Below are 15,997 nucleotides of genomic sequence, written 5' to 3' on the forward strand. Positions count from 1 at the left end.
TCAGAGCCGCCCCGCCGCACCGACAGGCCGCGCCGCGCGCGAGGCTGTCGCACCGGACCACTAGTGTGTCCGAGACGAGGCGGGGCAGGGGTTCTTCGCCGGAGAGGATGAGGTCGTGGCCGGGTCCGGAACGGCGGTCGCCCCACGCTCGGAGGCGGCCGGCCCTGGCCGGTGGGCACTGCTCCTCGCCGTGGCTTCGTTCTTCTTGATGGGCGCCGGTTGGGCCTTCGCGCTGCCGGTCAACGGCACCTACGACGAGTCCCAGCACCTGGTCCGCGCGTACGGCGCGGCCAGCGGTCAGATCTACGCGAAACCGGCCGACGCCATCCGCGGCGGCGGCGCCTGGTTCGACGTACCGCGCAGCCTCCTGCCCGGCGACCTCGACTGCGCCTGGAAACAGCGCACGGCGGCCAGCTGCCAGACGCCCGCCCCCGACGACCGCACGTCCGAGCGGGTCGCCAGCGCGGCCGGCCGGTACAACCCGGTCTACTACGCGATCGTCGGCCTACCGCTCGTCGCCTCGCCCGACCTCACCGGCATCGTCGCGGCCCGGCTCGTCTCGTCGCTCGGCGCCGCGGTGATGCTCGGCCTCGCGGTCTGGGTCGCGGTCCGCCGCCGTCGTCCGCTGCTGGTCGCGGGCATCGTCGTCGTCTCGACGCCGATGGCGATCGACCTCGACGGCGCGATCAACCCGAACGGCTGGGAGATCGCGGCCGGCGTCCTGCTCTGGACGACGCTGCTGACGCTGTTCCGGGCCCGCGAGGGTGAGCTGACCGAACGCTTCACCCGGCAGCTCGTCGTGCTGGCCGGGGTGGCCGGCTCGTTGCTGCTCGTGCTGCGGGCGCTCGGGCCGATCTGGCTGATCCTGATCCTCGCCGCCTGCCTGCTGCTGTCCCGGCGGGTGGCGGTGATGTCGCTGGTCCGCCGGCCCGACGTCTGGTGGGTGCTCGGGGTCGGCGCGGTCGTCGGGCTGTACGCGATCGCCTGGATGCTGCTGGCCGGCCTGTCCGACAGCGAGGGGGCGGTCGGCAACGACGCCTCGTCGATTCCCTGGTCGGACGCGGTGCGCCAGCTCTCGCTGACCCGGATGTCGTTCTGGGTCAACCAGATCGTCGGCCAGTTCAGCTACGGCGAGACGACGCTGCCGAGCTGGACGATCATCAGCTGGTACCTGCTGGTCGGCGCGCTCGTCGGGCTGGCGCTGCTGGTCGTGAAGCGTCGGCACGCGCTGGTGCTCGTCGGCATTCTGGCGGTGTCGTTCCTGTCGCTGACCGCGCTGGAGTTCGCGTACCTGCGCAACATCGGCTGGTCGCAGCACGGCCGGTACGTCATGCCGTTCGGGGTCGGCCTGGTGCTCGCGGCGGTGGCGCTGCGTCGCGTCGATCGGGCGCTGGGGAACACCGGCGTCGGCCGGGTCGTGCCCGGGGTCGCGGTCGTGACCGGGGTGCTCCACCTGTGGGCGCTGCTGCTCGTCCAGACGCGGTTCCAGTACGGGCTGGGGTCCGGCTTCAACATCCGCGGCGGGAGTTGGAAGCCGCCGCTCGGGGCGTTCGCCCCGCTGCTCACCGAGCTGGTCGGCGTCGCGCTGCTCGCCGTTCTGGCGTTCTGGCTGGTCCGCCGGCCCGGAACGCGTCCCGACACCGTCCCGCTCGACCCTGCTCCGGCCGAGGGTCCCACCCGGGCCGAAGGCCCGGCTGAGGCCGAGGCTCCGGCTGGGGACTCCGTCGCGCCTGCCCCACCGGCCCAGGTCGCGTCTCCGGCCAGCTCGCGGCGGCCGGACGAGGCGGTCGCGCAGTGAGCGCTCCGAGAATCCAGCACGACGTCGCCGACCTCGGGCTGGCCGCCCACGGCCACAACCGCATCGAGTGGGCCGACCGCTCGATGCCGGTCCTGCGCGCGATCCGCGACCGGTTCACCGCCCAGCGTCCGTTCGAGGGCGTCCGCATCGCCGCCTGCCTGAACATCACCGCCGAGACCGCGAACCTGGTCCGCACGCTGCAGGCCGGTGGCGCCGAGATCCGGCTCTGCGCGTCGAACCCGCTCTCCACCCAGGACGACACGGCGGCCGCACTCGTCTCGGAGTTCGGCGTCAGCGTGTTCGCCCGGCACCGCTCCGACGTCGTCACGTACCGCCAGCACCTGGACGCGGTACTGGCCCGCCCGCCGGAGCTGGTCCTCGACGACGCCTGCGACCTCGCCACCGCGCTGCACACCGACTACCAGGACCTGATCGCCGGGCTGCGGGGCGGCTGCGAGGAGACGACCAGCGGCGTGGTCCGGCTGCGGGCGATGGCGTCCGCCGGTGGGCTGCGGTACCCGGTCGTCGCGGTCACCGACACCCCGACGAAGAACCTCGTCGACAACCGGATCGGCACCGGCCAGTCCACGATCGACGCGTTGCTGCGCAGCACGAACACGCTGCTGGCGGGCGCGAACGTCGTCGTGGCCGGCTTCGGGTACGGCGGTCAGGGCGTCGCCGCCCGGCTCACCGGGCTCGGTGCCCGGGTCATCGTCACCGAGGTCGACCCGGGCCGGGCCCTGGACGCGACGCTCTCCGGCTACCTCGTGATGACGATGGCCGAGGCCGCGCCGCTGGGCGACGTCTTCATCACGGTCACCGGCAACCGGGACGTGATCCGGGCCGAGCACTTCGCGCTGATGAAAGACGGCGCGGTGCTGGCCAACGCCGGGCACTTCGACCTCGAGATCGACGTCGCCTGGCTCGCCGCCAACGCGATCGACCGGCACCTCGAGGTGCGTCCGCACGTCGACGAGTACGTGCAGGAAGACGGGCGGCGGCTGCTGCTGGTCGCCGAGGGGCGGGTGGCCAACCTGGCCGGGGCCGAGGGGCACCCGGCGGCGGTGATGGACGTCGCGTTCGGCATCCAGGCGCTCTCGGCCGAGTGGCTGCTGCGCAACGAGCCCGGCGCGCTCCCGGCGGCGGTCCTCGAGGTTCCGCCGGGAATCGACCGGGAAATAGCCCGCCTCAAACTCGCCGCCCTAGACGTCAACCTCGACATACTCACCGAAACCCAGCTCGCGTACCTCACTTCGTGGAGCAGCTGACGGGTGGCAGGCCGCCGAGGGCGGTGTGGCCGCGGCGGTGATCGGAGAAGTGCAGCCAGGGCGCGAACGCGCCGCGTCGGTAGGGCCGGGGGCGTTTGTGAGTGATCCCGGTGCCCGTCGCCGTCGGGGATCCGGCCGAGTTTCTTGATGTCGACGTGGATCAAATCGCCGGCGGCGGCGCGGCCGATCCCGGCCGCACCGAGCCGGCGGTAGCGAGAGGCCCAGCGGGCGGCGGTGGTGTGAGAGACCGGGAACGGCTCAGCGGCCCGCCACAGCGACCAACAGTCCTCGACGACGCGGCATCGTGTTTGCCGGAAGGGTTTGGCCGGGGTTGCGGTAGGCCGGGATCGGCAGCTGGGCGCCGTCCGGCCTACAGCAGGGCGTGCGGTCAGGAGGGTGTCGAGGTCTCGGTCACACGCAGACCAACGGCACCCTCCGTCGCACGTCACGGGCCAGAACGCGTCGCCACGCCGTACAGAATCAACCATCTGGGGGGACACCCGGTTGACGGATGCACCTAGGTAAGGCTTACCGTGCTCTGGTAAGGCTTGCCTTGGTGTGAGGTCAGGATGCTTGATTACTTCTTCCCGAACCTGCTGATCGGGCTCCGCGAGGGGCTCGAGGCGGCGCTCGTCGTCAGCATTCTCGTCGCCTACCTGGTGAAGACCGACCGTCGGAACCGGCTCCCACTGGTCTGGGTCGGCGTCGGCGCCGCGGTGGTACTCGCGGTCGCGTTCGGCGCGCTGCTCACCTACGCGGTGACCGGCCTCGACACGTTCAAGCAGCAGGAACTCGCAGGCGGGTTCCTCTCGATCATCGCGGTCGGGCTCGTGACCTGGATGATCTTCTGGATGCGGCGTACGGCCCGGCACCTCAAGGCCGAGCTCACCGACAAGCTCGAGGCCGCGATCGCGATGGGCGCGGGCGCGGTCGCGTTCATGGCGTTCCTCGCGGTCGCCCGCGAGGGCCTCGAGACCACGCTGTTCTTCTTCAGCGCCGCCCAGCAGGCCGACAGCGAACTCGGCCCGCTGCTCGGGTTCCTGGTCGGCATCGCGATCGCGGTCGTGCTCGCGTTCGCGCTCTACCAGGGCGCGGTCCGCATCAACCTCGGCACGTTCTTCACCTGGACCGGCGCGCTGCTGGTCGTCGTCGCCGCGGGCATCTTCGCCTACGGCTTCCACGACCTGCAGGAGGCCGAGATCCTGCCCGGCCTGAACACGCTGGCGTTCGACGTCAGCGCGCAGATCCCGCCGGACTCCTGGTACGGCACCCTGCTCAAGGGCATCTTCAACTTCCAGCCGCAGACGACGGTGCTGCAGGCGATCGCCTGGGTCGCGTACCTCGTCCCCGTGCTGACGTTCTTCCTCTGGCCCAGCGCGAAAACGCCCGCGCAACGGACGCCCGAACCCGCGCCCGCCTCCTGACGCTCCCCGCACCCCCCACCCCCCGCCGGCGCCTCCGCCGGACCAACGAGGAGACAACCCCCACATGCGGATTTCCAGACCCTCCACCGTGCTCGTCCTGGCCCTGGTGGGCGTCACGCTGGCCGGCTGCGGCTCGTCGTCCGACGACAAGGCGTCCGGCGACAAGAAGGGCGGACCGGTCTCGGTGGCCGCCACCGACACGTCCTGCAAGCTCGGAGACACCGAGCTCGACGCCGGCACCAGCACGTTCGAGATCAAGAACACCGGCTCGAAGGTCACCGAGTTCTACGTGTACGCCGAGGGCGACCGGATCATGGGCGAGGTCGAGAACATCGGCCCCGGTCTGACCCGCAAGCTGATCGTCGAGCTGCCGGCCGGCTCGTACCAGGGAGCCTGCAAGCCGGGCATGAAGGGCGACGGCCTGCGCACGGCGCTCAAGGTCACCGGGGCCAGCGAGTCGCTGGGCACCGACGCCCAGCTCGCCGAGGCCACCGCGAGCTACCAGCGGTACGTGAAGTCGCAGACCACCGCGCTGATCGCGAAGACGACCGAGTTCGTCGCCGCGGTCAAGGCCAACGACATCGAGAAGGCCAAGGCGCTGTTCCCGGTCGCCCGCACCTACTGGGAGCGGATCGAGCCGGTCGCCGAGAGCTTCGGTGACCTCGATCCGCGCACCGACGCCCGCGAGAACGACGTCGAGCCGGGTACCGAGTGGACCGGGTTCCACCGCATCGAGAAGGACCTCTGGGTCACCAAGGACGTCTCGAAGGACGGCGCGCTCGCCGACCAGCTGCTGAAGGACGTCCAGGAGGTCGTCACCAAGTCCAACTCGGTGAAGCTGTCCCCGCTGGAGCTGGCCAACGGCGCCAAGGGCCTGCTGGACGAGGTCGCGACCGGCAAGATCACCGGCGAGGAGGACCGCTACTCGCACACCGACCTGTGGGACTTCCAGGCCAACGTCGAGGGCTCGAAGGCGGCGATCGCCGCGCTCCGGCCTACGCTGGAGGACCGGAACCCCGCGTTGGTGAAGGAGCTCGACACCCGGTTCGCCGCGGTGCAGAAGCTCCTGGACGCCCAGACGACCGACGACGGGTTCAAGCTCTACACCGACCTGACCCAGGCCGAGATCAAGCAGTTCGCGACCGCGGTCGACGCGCTGAGTGAGCCGCTGAGCCAGGTCGCGGCGGTCGTCGCCCAGAAGTAGGAACCACGACGCCCCGGGCCACCGGCCCGGGGCGTCGGCCTGATCGAACGGAGGCTGAGCGCATGGACGCGTCCGAAGGCCGCGGTGCGGCCGGTCCGGCCGCTGAGGTCAGCGAGGCGGCGGCCCCGCCGTCGGAGGCGCCCCCGATCAAGCCTCCTGCGGACGCTCCGCCGCGGCGCGGCTTCTCCCGGCGACGGTTGCTGGGCGCCGGTGCGGTGGGAATCGCCGGTCTCGGCGCGGCCGCGGCCGGTGGCTACGTCGTGTCGGACGCCCGCTCCGGCGCACGGTCGGGCGGCAGCGACACGGCCGCGGCGATCCCGTTCCGGGGCACCCACCAGGCCGGCATCGTCACCCCGGCGCAGGACCGGCTGCACTTCGTCAGCTTCGACGTCACGACCGAGAGCCGCGCGGACCTCGTCGACCTGCTCCGGGAGTGGACGAAGGCCGCGGAGCGGATGACCGCGGGTGAAGCCGCGGGCGCGCTCGGCGCGGTGGACGGGCCGATCGAGGCGCCGCCGCAGGACACCGGCGAGGCGCTCGGCCTGCCCGCCTCCCAGCTGACGCTGACGATCGGGTTCGGCCCCTCGCTGTTCGACCGCCGGTTCGGCCTGGCCGCCAAGCGTCCGGCCGCCCTCGTCGACCTTCCGGCCTTCCCGGGCGACGACCTGGAAGCGGCCCGGTCGGGCGGGGACATCGCGATCCAGGCCTGCGCGAACGACCCGCAGGTGGCCGTGCACGCGGTCCGCAACCTGGCCCGGATCGGGTTCGGCGCGGTCGCCGTCCGCTGGTCCCAGCTGGGCTTCGGACGCACGTCCTCCACCAGCCGCGGCCAGGCCACCCCGCGGAACCTGTTCGGCTTCAAGGACGGCACCGCGAACCTGAAGGCAGAAGACGCCTCGCTCCTCGAGCAGCAGCTCTGGGCCGGGGCCGCCGACGGCACGCCGTGGATGGCCAACGGCTCGTACCTGGTCGCCCGGCGCATCCGGATGCACATCGAGACCTGGGACCGCACCTCGCTCGACGAACAGCAGGCGATCTTCGGCCGCTTCAAGGGCACCGGCGCCCCCAAGACGAGCGCGGACGCCGACAGCGCCGAATTCGACGACTTCGAGTTCGACACCGTGACCGGCGCGTCCGAGCCGGTCATCGCCGACAACGCCCACACCCGCCTGGCTCACCCGGACTTCAACCAGGGCGCCCGGCTGCTGCGCCGGGGCTACAACTTCGTCGACGGGTCGGACGGGCTCGGCCGCCTGGACGCCGGGCTGTTCTTCCTGGCCTACCAGCGCGATCCGCGCAAGCAGTTCATCCCGATCCAGCAGAACCTGGCCCGCGTCGACGCGATGAACGAGTACGTGAAGCATGTCGGCAGCGCGGTCTTCGCCTGCCCGCCGGGGCTGAGCCGGGACGGTTACTGGGGCGACACGCTGTTCGCCTGACCGGGCACACCCGTCGGCAGGCCCGGGGCGCCGAGCGCGACGAGCGCCCGGCGGGCGGCCAGGCGCTCGGCCTCGCGACGGCGCCGCTCGGCGACGACCGCCTTCAGGTAGGCCGGCGGCTGGGTGCCCGGCGGAGGCGGTGGCGTCGTGCTGCGGTACACCTCGGCGGCCAGCCGCCGCTCGAGCGAGGTCCGGGCCTCGGCGCGCATCCCCGGTGCCCGGGTGATGAACTGGCGCAGCGTCATCGCGAGCGCGTCGTCGACGCCGGCCAGATCGAGGTCGCGGGCCCAGCGCTCGAGCTCCGGGGGCATGAAGATCGGCCGCCTGCTCAGGTCGGGCAGCCGTTCCACCAGGACGATCGTGCCGGCCGCGAGGTCGCCCAGACGCTTCCCGCGGGCCGAGAACAGCATGCACGTCGACCCGAAGATCCAGGTCAGCGGCGGCAGCAACAGCCCTGGCCACTCGATCGCGACGCCGATCAGCCCGCGGGTCACCGCGTGCCGGAACCGGATCGGGCCGCCGTCGTCGCGCACCACCCGCAGGCCGAGCGCGAACTTGCCCGGGCTGCGACCACGGCTGAACGTCTCGAACGCGATCGGCCAGAACACGAAGACGAACACGACCAGGAGCACCGAGAGCGTGTCCTGCACCGCCGCGTTGGCCCGGGACGTGGTGGCGCTGAGCAACGTGGCCAGCGAGAACACCATCACGATCTGGATCGTCGCGTCGATCGCGATCGCGGCCGCCCGGGTGGCCAGCCGGGCGACCGGGAGCTCGACCTCGACGGCCTCCCCGATGACGAGCCCTCGCTGTGTCACCAGCACACCCTAGCGACCTAGGCCAACGTGAAGCCCAGCTCGGCGGCCAGGAGGTCGGCGATCGACAGCGCCTGATCAGGGGTGATGATCGCGCCCCGCAGCGTGGTCAGGCCGCGGGCGCCCATCATCCGGGACGTGCGCAGGTCGCATTTGCGGGCCGCGTCCGCGCCGAACTCGGCGCCGTTCAGGTCGCACCCGTCGAACACGACCCCGGACAGGTCTCCGCGCAGCGTCGTGCCGGAGAACGTGCAGTCGCGGAACACCACCGAGCCCTTGCCCCGCCGGACGTACAGCCCGCCATCGTCCCACCGGCAGCCGGTGATCAGCACGTCCTCGACGAACGTCGCGATCAGCCGGAACCCCATCAGCCGCGAATCGCTGATCTCGACCCGGCGCGCCGAGGCGCCTTCCCAGCGCGCCCCGGCCAGGTCCGACCGCTCGATCCGGACGTCGGACAGGTCGATCGGCTCGAACTTCGTCCCGGTGAAGTCGGCGCCGTCGGCGTGCACCTGGGCGATCTCGCCGCGGCCCGCCGCACCGACGTACGAGCCGGTCACGCGGTTGCGGTAGAGATCGATCTCGTCGTCGAGCGCGCTGTCGGCCGGCTCGAGGTCGTCGGGCTCGATCTGCGGGGCGCGGGGGACGGTCCCGGTGGGAGGCACCCTCGAACCGTATTACAGCGAGAATGGCGCGGTGACCGCCACCGGCCCCGGCAGCCGTAGCCGCCCGCGACCGACCTGGTCCGAACTCCCCGCCGACGTGCGGGCCGGCATCGAGGCGACGCTCGGTGCCCGCGTCGTGCAGGCCCGGAGCGCGCCGCTCGGACTGACGCCCGGGCTCGCGTCCCGGGTCCAGCTCGACGACGGCCGGCGGGTGTTCCTGAAGGCCGCCGGGGCTCACCGCGGCGCCGGGACGGTCGAGAAGTTGCGCCGCGAGGCCCGCGTGCTCGCGGTGCTTCCGGAGAGCGTCCCGGCCCCGCGTCTGCTCGGCTTCTACGACGACGGCCGATGGGTCGCGGTGGCGAGCACGGACGTGGGCGGCCGGCCGCCGTCACTGCCGTGGAAGCGCCCCGAGCTCGACCGGGTGCTGGCCGCCCTGACCGACATCCCCAGCCCGCTGAGCGAACCTCGGTTCGTGACCGACTGGGCGTTCGACCTCACCGGCTGGCGAACGCTGGCCGCCGGGGCCGGCGAGGGTATTCGAGCCGCGCTCCCGGCCGATCTCGCCGACTGGGCGATCGAACACCTGGACGAGATCGCCAACCTGGAGGCCGGCTGGTCGGTGGCCGCCGACGGCGACTCGCTGCTCCACGGCGACCTGCGCGCCGACAACATCCTGCTCACCGACGACCGGGTGTGGTTCGTCGACTGGCCGTCCGCCAGCGTCGGCGCGCCCTGGCTCGACGTCCTCTTCTTCCTCCCGACGGTGACCGGCGCCGACCTCGACGTCGTCGTCGGCAAACATCCCCTGACCAGGGACGTCGCCCCAGCGACGATCACCGCGACGGTGGCCGCGATCGCCGGGTTCCTGGTGACGGTCGGGCTCGAGGAGCCCCCGTGGTACGCGCCCGAGGTGCGGCGGTTCCAGCTCGCCGAGGCGGCCATCGCGACGGCCTGGTTGCGGAACCGTTGCGAGCGGCGCGAGTTCCTCTGATCCACCCGTCCCGCCCCGATAAGCAGGACATGACGATGCAGACGGCACCAATGGCGGTGCTCCGGCGCCCCGGGACGCTGCTCCTGCTCATCGTCGGCGCCGACTCGCTGGCCTACTACGCGTCCGACACCCGCGACTCGGTCGTCGCCCTGGTCTGTTACCTGCTCCAGATGTTCCTGGTCTACCGGATCTGGCGGGGCGCGAACCTCGTCCCGGTCGTGCTGCTGGTCAGCATCAGCGGCTACGAGGCCTACTGCGTCAAACAGGTCCTCGACGCGGGCACCGCGCCGGATCACCCGCTGTGGGTGTTCGTCCACTGCCTGGCGATCATGACCACGGTCTTCGTCCTGATCAGCGGCCCCGTCCGAGGACGGATCGGTCCACTGCGTGGAACGCGGTCGGTCGAATGACAGTGATCTGCGACACGTCCGCGCAACGCCGGCGACGCGGACGGCGTCGGGTAGCCACCCGACCGTCCAGCGGAGATGACCAGCCGGACGAACCCGCGACGGAAAAAGGCTGGTGCGGTCCGACCTGCTGACGGACACGCCCGACGTGCCATGCGCGCCCCGAACTCTGTAACGTTCTTGTTGCTCGACCGCGAACACCACATGTCAACCAAGTGGCTTGCGCGTCGACGCAAGGGAGTGGCTCCATCCGCAGCCGGCTAACCCCGGACGAGCCCCCCGACATCCGGCCACGGCGTCGTTCGCGACGCCCGCTGCCCCGTGCCTGCGCGAACCATGCGCCGGGTCGGCCGGGATGCCCACAACGATCGACGTCGCGTTGGAGATTGTCATGACCGCCGGGCCTTCTGCCCTGCCTGCCCTGCTGTCTGCCCACAACCGGGCGGGCGGCACCCTCGAGAACCTCGGCGTAGCGGACGCCGCCTCGACGGCCCGAGTCCTCCGTCGCCCTCGCTCGTTCGACGTAGCCGACCTGGCCATGGGCGCCGCCGACGTGCTCCGCGGCAACGACATCGGCACGATGGTCACCGCCGCGCCGGCGCTCTACCCGCACATGTGGAGCTGGGACGCCGCGTTCATCTCGATCGGCCTCGCGCACCTCGGCGTCGAGCGGGCGGGCCAGGAGATCCGGACGCTGCTGGCCGCCCAGTGGGCCGACGGCATGATCCCGCACATCGTCTACGGCGACCGGGGCGGGTACTTCCCCGGTCCGGGCCGGTGGGGGACCGCTGAGCTGTCGTCGGCCGCGCCGTCGGCCCCGCTCACGTCGGGCATCTGCCAGCCGCCGGTGCACGCGATCGCGGTCGGGCGCATCCTCGAGGTCGCGCGTCGCGGCTCGGAGGCCGACCGTCTCGCCGGTGAGCAGCTGGTGCGCGACTGCTGGGACTCGCTCTACCGCTGGCACGCCTGGCTGTCGGAGTACCGCGACCCGTCCGGCACCGGGCTGATCGGTGTCGTGCACGGCTGGGAGTCCGGGATGGACAACTCGCCGCGCTGGGACCGCCCGTACTCCGCGGTCGTCCCCGGCCCCGACCTGCCGTCGTACGTCCGCCTGGACCGCGAGCTGGTCCGGGACGGCGCCGAGCGTCCTACGGATGTCGAGTACGACCGGTACCTGTGGCTGATCGAGGAGATGCGCCGCGCGTCCTACGACCCGGCCAAGGTGTACGACACGTGCAGCTTCCTGGTCGCGGACGTGTTCGTCAGCGCGATCTTCGCGGTCGCGTCCGACGTGCTCGCGGACCTCGGGTCGGATTTCGGCGCGCCTGCATCCGAGGTTGCTGACCTGCGGATGTGGGCGGCCCGCTCCCGCGCGGCCGTCGCCGCGTCCTGCTCGCCGGAGACCGGGCTGGCCCGGGACTTCGACCGGCGCACCAACACCTGGATCGACGTCGAGACCCTCGCCGGTTTCGCGCCGTTGATCTCCGGCGGTCTTTCTCCGGACGCTGAGCGAGCGCTGTTGGACGAGCTGCACGGGCCGCGCTGGGCCGGGCACCCGTCGCTGGTGGCGAAGGTGCCGCCGACCGTGTCGCCGGACTCCGAGGGCTTCAAGTCGCGCGAGTACTGGCGCGGGCCGCAGTGGCCGGTCGTCTCGTGGCTGTTCGGCTGGGCGCACGCCCGGCACGGGTACGCGGCCGAGTCCGAGCGGCTGCGGGCCGAGACGCTGAAGCTGGTCGGCGACGGCGCGTTCAGCGAGTACTACGAGCCGGTGACCGGCGAGGCCCTGGGCTCGCGCAAGCAGTCGTGGACCGCGGCGGTGATCCTGGACTGGCTCGACTGACTTCGAGGTTCGTGCCACTGTGCGATGGTTGGTCGATCCGCGGACGTTCCGCGTCCGTATCAGGGGCATGGACGTCGCGGCCAACTTCCTCCCTGTCCCCGAGTCGGCCAGCCCTCCGCCCGATCCGTTCTCGGGCTTCCTGCCCCCGGGCTGGATGACGCTGCGCGTCGCCCACGACCGCTGGCTGCTCTACGGCCCGCACCGGGAGCGAGGCCCGTCCCGTGCGTCGGCCGTGCTCGTCGGTGAGTTGACCTGGCTCCACTCCGACGAGTGGCGAGTGCTACCGGTGGGCGAGATCCTGCCCTGGTCGCGCACGTACCCGAACGTGCTGGCCGCCCTGGACCCGCTGATGACCTGGTGGAACCTCCGCCGCCGAGTAGCCTGAACGCCGTTTGTCGAGGAAGGTGCCTCCGCGGCGGATCACGCATTGGGAGACGGGCTTCGGCAGGCCGGCCAGAACGAGCCGCACCCGGGTCCGGGTCTCCTGGGGCGACTCGGCCCGCCCGTCGGCGAGCCCGATCGCGCGAGCCCCGCGGCTGCGTGGCCGGCGGGCGGCCAGCGCCGCCAGATCCAACGCACGCACGTAGCGGTGCCTGAGCAGAACGTCCAGGCCTACGACCGCCTCGACGAGCTCCGGCTCGCGAGCGATCTCCCAGGCCGTGCGGAGAGGCACGGTCGTCGGGATCCGGTCCGGACGAATCTCGTCCGCCGCCACCTCCGCCCGACGTAGCCGAAGGCCAGGCACCGCGCTGCTCCGGGTTCCGGGCGGCGCTATCGCCACCACCGGACAACCGAGCTCACCGGCCCCGTCCGTGTCATCCACAGGCGGGCGTCAGTCCCACCAGAAGTACCAGCTCGGGCTGCGCACCTGGCCCGCGGCCAGGGCCGCTAACGAGCCCACGCCCTGGTCGACGGCATCCGGGCAATACGCGTACTGCTCCACTGCCGTCTCCGCCGCCTGCCGGGGATCCATCGGCGGCGACGGCACCAGCAGCTCCAGCATGTCGAACGACAACGTCACCAGCTGGGCCCCGAACAGATCATGCCAACGCTTCAGGACGGCCACGTGATCGGCGCCGTCCAGGTCACAGTTCACCGCACCCTGCCAGGACAGCAGACCCGGCACCTCGTACCCGGCCCGGGCCGGGATCAGGCCGACCAGCGTCTCCTGCTTGTCCCAGACGAACTCGGGCTCCGCGGCCGGCTGCGTGTCGAGATCGGGCGAGTTCACTACGTCGTCGACCGACATCGTGTTCTGCATCGCGGCCAGTTCGGCGAGCCGGCGGCCGGCGTCCATGGCCAGGCCCCGCTCCACCGCGGTGGGGTCGCAGTCGTTCTCGGCCATGAAGGCCAGATCCGCGGTCTCGTCGCCCGGGCCGACCAGGAACGGGTAGAGCCCGGTGCGTTCGTGCAGGCGGCGCAGCCGTAACCAGTGGTCGAAACCCTCGCCGGCATCCACCGGGTACGACCACACCGGCACCCCGGTGCCGGTCCGGAACAACAGGTCGAGTCCGGGGAGTGCGACGCCGAGCCGGACGAACACGTCCTGCGGGTTGCCTCCTCGATCGGAGAACGAACTGACAGCGGCCACCGAACAAGTCTCTCAGGCCGACCGGCGTGTCGGCAGGCTAGGTGGCGCACAGGTTGTCCCGCGTCACTGTGACCCGCATCGTCCCGGGTGTGGAACCGCAGGATGCGGCAACATCTGAAGCCATGAGCCCCGAAAACTTCCGCCGGTGACCGCGCTCGCCCTGGTCGCCGCTCTGGTCTTCCTGGCCGCCAACGCGGTGTTCGTCGCGGCCGAGTTCTCGCTCACCAGCGTCGACCGGCCCCGCGTCCAGCGGCTGGCCGACGGCGGAAGCGAACGGGACGTTCGCGTTCTCAAGGCGCTGCGCACGCTCTCCTTCCAGCTCTCGGGCTCCCAGCTCGGCATCACGGTCTCGTCGCTGGTGCTCGGCTACCTGGCTGAGCCCGCGATCGGCGCGCTGGTCGAGCCCGCGCTCGGCGGCCTGCCCGAAGGCACGCGGAGCTCGGTCTCCTACGGCATCGCGCTCATCCTGGCCACCGCGATCCAGACCGTCTTCGGCGAGCTCGTCCCCAAGAACGCGGCCGTCGCGACCCCGCTGCGCACCGCGCACTACATCGCGCCGATCATGCGGGCGTTCAGCGCCACGTTCCGGCCGATCATCCTGGCCCTGAACGGCTCCGCGAACTGGGTGATGCGCAAGGTCGGCATCGAACCCACCGACGAACTCGGCGCCGGCCGCTCCCGGGCCGAGCTCGGCTCGCTGGTCACCACGTCGGCCGAGCGCGGTGCGCTCGCGCCCGGCACGGCCCGGCTGGTCCGCCGTTCCCTCGCGTTCGACGACCGCACGGTCGCCGACGTCCTCACCCCGCGGACGAAGATCGAGGCCCTCCCGGTCACCAGCACCGTCAAGGACCTGGTCGAACGCTCCAGGAGCACGGGCTTCTCGCGCTTCCCGGTGTTCGAGCACCAGCTCGACAACCTGCTGGGCGTCGTCCATGTGAAATCGGTCTTCCGCTACCCGGAGGAGGAGCGGGCCAACACGCCGATCCGGGAGGTGATCGAGCCGCTCGGCGTCCTCCCCGAGACCCTGGAGCTGGACGAGGCGCTGGGCCAGATCCGGCGGGAACCGCTGCAGGTCGCGGGCGTGATCGACGAGTACGGCGGGCTGGCCGGCGTGGTGACGCTGGAGGACCTGATCGAGGAACTGGTCGGCGAGGTCCGCGACGAGCACGACCGGCCGGCCGAGCCGGACCTGGTGAAGCTGGGCAACGACGTCTGGCGGGTCTCCGGCCTGCTGCGCGACGACGCGGCCGCGGCCCGGATCTGCTTCAACGTCCCGTCCGGCCCGTACGAGACGCTGGCCGGGCTCTTCCTCGACCGCGCGGGCAAGGTGCCGACCCAGGGCGACTCGGTCACGGTCGAGGACGCGATCGACCCGGCGAGCTGGGAACTGACCGTCGAGAAGATGGACGCCCACCGCATCGCCACCCTGCGGCTGGCCCGAACCGAGCACGAGCCGACGGAGGACTGACGCGATGGACATCGGCCTGGTCTTCCTGACCCTCGCGTTGGTGCTCGGCAACGCGTTCTTCGTCGGCGGCGAGTTCGCGCTGGTGACGACCCGGCGCGACCAGCTCGAGCCGCTCGCCCAACGCGGCTCGCGCCCGGCCAAGACCGCGCTCTACGGCGTCGAACACCTCTCGCTGATGCTCGCCGGAGCGCAGCTCGGCGTCTCGCTCTGCTCGCTCGGGCTCGGCGCGGCCGGCGAACCGGCGGTCGCGCACCTCATCGAGGGGCCGCTGGAGGCGGTCGGCCTGGCCGAGGGCATGGTGCACCCGATCGCGTTCGTGATCGCGCTGACGATCGTGTCGTACCTGCACCTGGTGCTGGGCGAGCTGGTGCCGAAGAACATCGCGCTGGCCGGTCCGGTGCGCGCCGCGCTGATCCTCGGCCCGCCGATGGTCGGCTGGTGCCGGATCACCAAGCCGTTCGTCGTCGCACTCAACGCCACCGCGAACGGCGTCCTCAGGCTCGTCGGCATCACCCCGCGCGACGAGATCGAGACCGTCTACACCGGAGAAGAGGTGACGGAGCTGGTCGCGGAGTCGCGCGCCGAGGGATACCTGGACGAGGACGCCGAGGCCCGGCTCAGCCGGACCCTCTCGTCGGAGGCCCGCACCGCGGGCGACGTGGCGCTCGTCGGCGACCAGGTGCAGGTCGTGCCGAACGGCGCGACCGTCCGGGAGGTCGAGCGACTGGTGGCCACGTCCGGTTACTCCCGGTTCCCGGTCGAGGGCGAGGCCGGATTCTCCGGCTACGTCCATGCCAAAGACCTTTTGGACGCTACGCGCGACGAGCTCGACGGCACCTTGCCGGAGCGTCTCGTGCGCACGATGCCGGAGATCGCGGCCGACGCGCCGCTCGCCGACGCGGTCGAGGCGCTGCGCCGGGACGGGGCCCACCTGGGGCTCGTCCGGATCGAACGGGGCGAGGCCGTGGTCGCGCTCGAGGACCTCCTCGAGGAACTAGTGGGGCAGTTGAACGAGACGCCCCCGGTGTACGAGCGTTTGGAGCAGGCTCCCAGCGGTGACTGATCTGTGTATCAGCCACGGATGGAG

The 15,997-nt window shown here is 71.7% G+C and carries 14 protein-coding genes and 1 pseudogene; 11 read left to right on the top strand and 4 right to left on the bottom strand.

What is annotated here, in order from left to right; all coding sequences use genetic code 11:
• Positions 1-115 precede the first annotated feature (115 nt).
• Positions 116-1,798: a DUF2142 domain-containing protein gene (locus FL583_RS42260; protein ID WP_142702988.1), complete on the top strand. Its 1,683-nt coding sequence runs from the start codon at positions 116-118 to the stop codon at positions 1,796-1,798.
• A complete protein-coding gene (locus tag FL583_RS03525) occupies positions 1,795-3,066 on the top strand; it encodes an adenosylhomocysteinase (protein WP_170323463.1) in 1,272 nt (423 codons plus the stop codon). The genes FL583_RS42260 and FL583_RS03525 overlap by 4 nt, the downstream gene beginning before the upstream one ends.
• 107 nt (positions 3,067-3,173) lie before the next feature.
• Here the strand turns inward: FL583_RS03525 and FL583_RS03530 are convergent.
• Positions 3,174-3,458 (bottom strand): annotated as a pseudogene (locus tag FL583_RS03530) (hypothetical protein); the annotation flags it as partial.
• Positions 3,459-3,635: 177 nt separating this feature from the next.
• Between FL583_RS03530 and efeU the strand changes: the two are divergent.
• The 3 genes from efeU to efeB all read left to right on the top strand — a co-directional run bounded on the left by efeU (position 3,636) and on the right by efeB (position 7,133).
• Positions 3,636-4,490 (top strand): iron uptake transporter permease EfeU, encoded by an 855-nt coding sequence (gene efeU, locus FL583_RS03535; protein WP_142702989.1) that lies wholly within the window; start codon positions 3,636-3,638, stop codon positions 4,488-4,490.
• A gap of 64 nt (positions 4,491-4,554) precedes the next feature.
• On the top strand, positions 4,555-5,694 hold the full coding sequence (gene efeO / locus FL583_RS03540) for an iron uptake system protein EfeO (RefSeq protein WP_142702990.1): 1,140 nt from the start codon (positions 4,555-4,557) through the stop codon (positions 5,692-5,694).
• A gap of 62 nt (positions 5,695-5,756) precedes the next feature.
• A complete protein-coding gene (gene efeB, locus FL583_RS03545) occupies positions 5,757-7,133 on the top strand; it encodes an iron uptake transporter deferrochelatase/peroxidase subunit (protein WP_142702991.1) in 1,377 nt (458 codons plus the stop codon).
• Here efeB and FL583_RS03550 read toward each other — a convergent pair.
• Both FL583_RS03550 and FL583_RS03555 read right to left on the bottom strand, forming a co-directional pair.
• The gene (locus FL583_RS03550; RefSeq protein ID WP_170323464.1) at positions 7,106-7,951 is read right to left on the bottom strand and encodes an RDD family protein; all 846 of its coding nucleotides are present in this window, start codon (positions 7,949-7,951) and stop codon (positions 7,106-7,108) included. The genes efeB and FL583_RS03550 overlap by 28 nt on opposite strands.
• Before the next feature lie 17 nt (positions 7,952-7,968).
• A complete protein-coding gene (locus FL583_RS03555; protein WP_142702993.1) occupies positions 7,969-8,613 on the bottom strand; it encodes a pentapeptide repeat-containing protein in 645 nt (214 codons plus the stop codon).
• 31 nt (positions 8,614-8,644) lie between these two features.
• Between FL583_RS03555 and FL583_RS03560 the strand changes: the two genes are divergently transcribed.
• From FL583_RS03560 to FL583_RS03575, 4 genes are all read left to right on the top strand, one after another.
• Positions 8,645-9,604: a phosphotransferase family protein gene (locus tag FL583_RS03560; protein WP_142702994.1), complete on the top strand. Its 960-nt coding sequence runs from the start codon at positions 8,645-8,647 to the stop codon at positions 9,602-9,604.
• Positions 9,605-9,639: 35 nt separating this feature from the next.
• Positions 9,640-10,014 carry a hypothetical protein gene (locus tag FL583_RS03565; RefSeq protein WP_142702995.1) on the top strand — a complete coding sequence of 125 codons (375 nt, stop codon included), beginning with the start codon at positions 9,640-9,642 and terminating at the stop codon, positions 10,012-10,014.
• A 352-nt stretch (positions 10,015-10,366) separates the two neighbouring features.
• On the top strand, positions 10,367-11,851 hold the full coding sequence (gene ggh, locus FL583_RS03570; protein WP_240746564.1) for a glucosylglycerate hydrolase: 1,485 nt from the start codon (positions 10,367-10,369) through the stop codon (positions 11,849-11,851).
• Positions 11,852-11,918: 67 nt separating this feature from the next.
• Positions 11,919-12,236: a hypothetical protein gene (locus FL583_RS03575; protein ID WP_142702996.1), complete on the top strand. Its 318-nt coding sequence runs from the start codon at positions 11,919-11,921 to the stop codon at positions 12,234-12,236.
• A gap of 447 nt (positions 12,237-12,683) precedes the next feature.
• Here the strand turns inward: FL583_RS03575 and FL583_RS03580 are convergent, their stop codons facing one another.
• Positions 12,684-13,442 (bottom strand): DUF4253 domain-containing protein, encoded by a 759-nt coding sequence (locus FL583_RS03580; protein WP_142702997.1) that lies wholly within the window; start codon positions 13,440-13,442, stop codon positions 12,684-12,686.
• A 145-nt stretch (positions 13,443-13,587) separates the two neighbouring features.
• Between FL583_RS03580 and FL583_RS03585 the strand changes: the two genes are divergently transcribed.
• Both FL583_RS03585 and FL583_RS03590 read left to right on the top strand, forming a co-directional pair.
• Entirely contained in the window at positions 13,588-14,910 is a 1,323-nt protein-coding gene (locus FL583_RS03585) for a hemolysin family protein (protein WP_142702998.1), read from the top strand.
• Positions 14,911-14,914: 4 nt separating this feature from the next.
• Positions 14,915-15,973, top strand: a complete 1,059-nt coding sequence (locus FL583_RS03590) for a hemolysin family protein (protein ID WP_142702999.1) — start codon at positions 14,915-14,917, stop codon at positions 15,971-15,973.
• The last annotated feature ends 24 nt before the right edge of the window (positions 15,974-15,997 follow it).

Origin of the sequence: Cryptosporangium phraense (genome assembly GCF_006912135.1) — a bacterium.
GTDB classification, from domain to species: Bacteria; Actinomycetota; Actinomycetes; order Mycobacteriales; family Cryptosporangiaceae; genus Cryptosporangium; species Cryptosporangium phraense.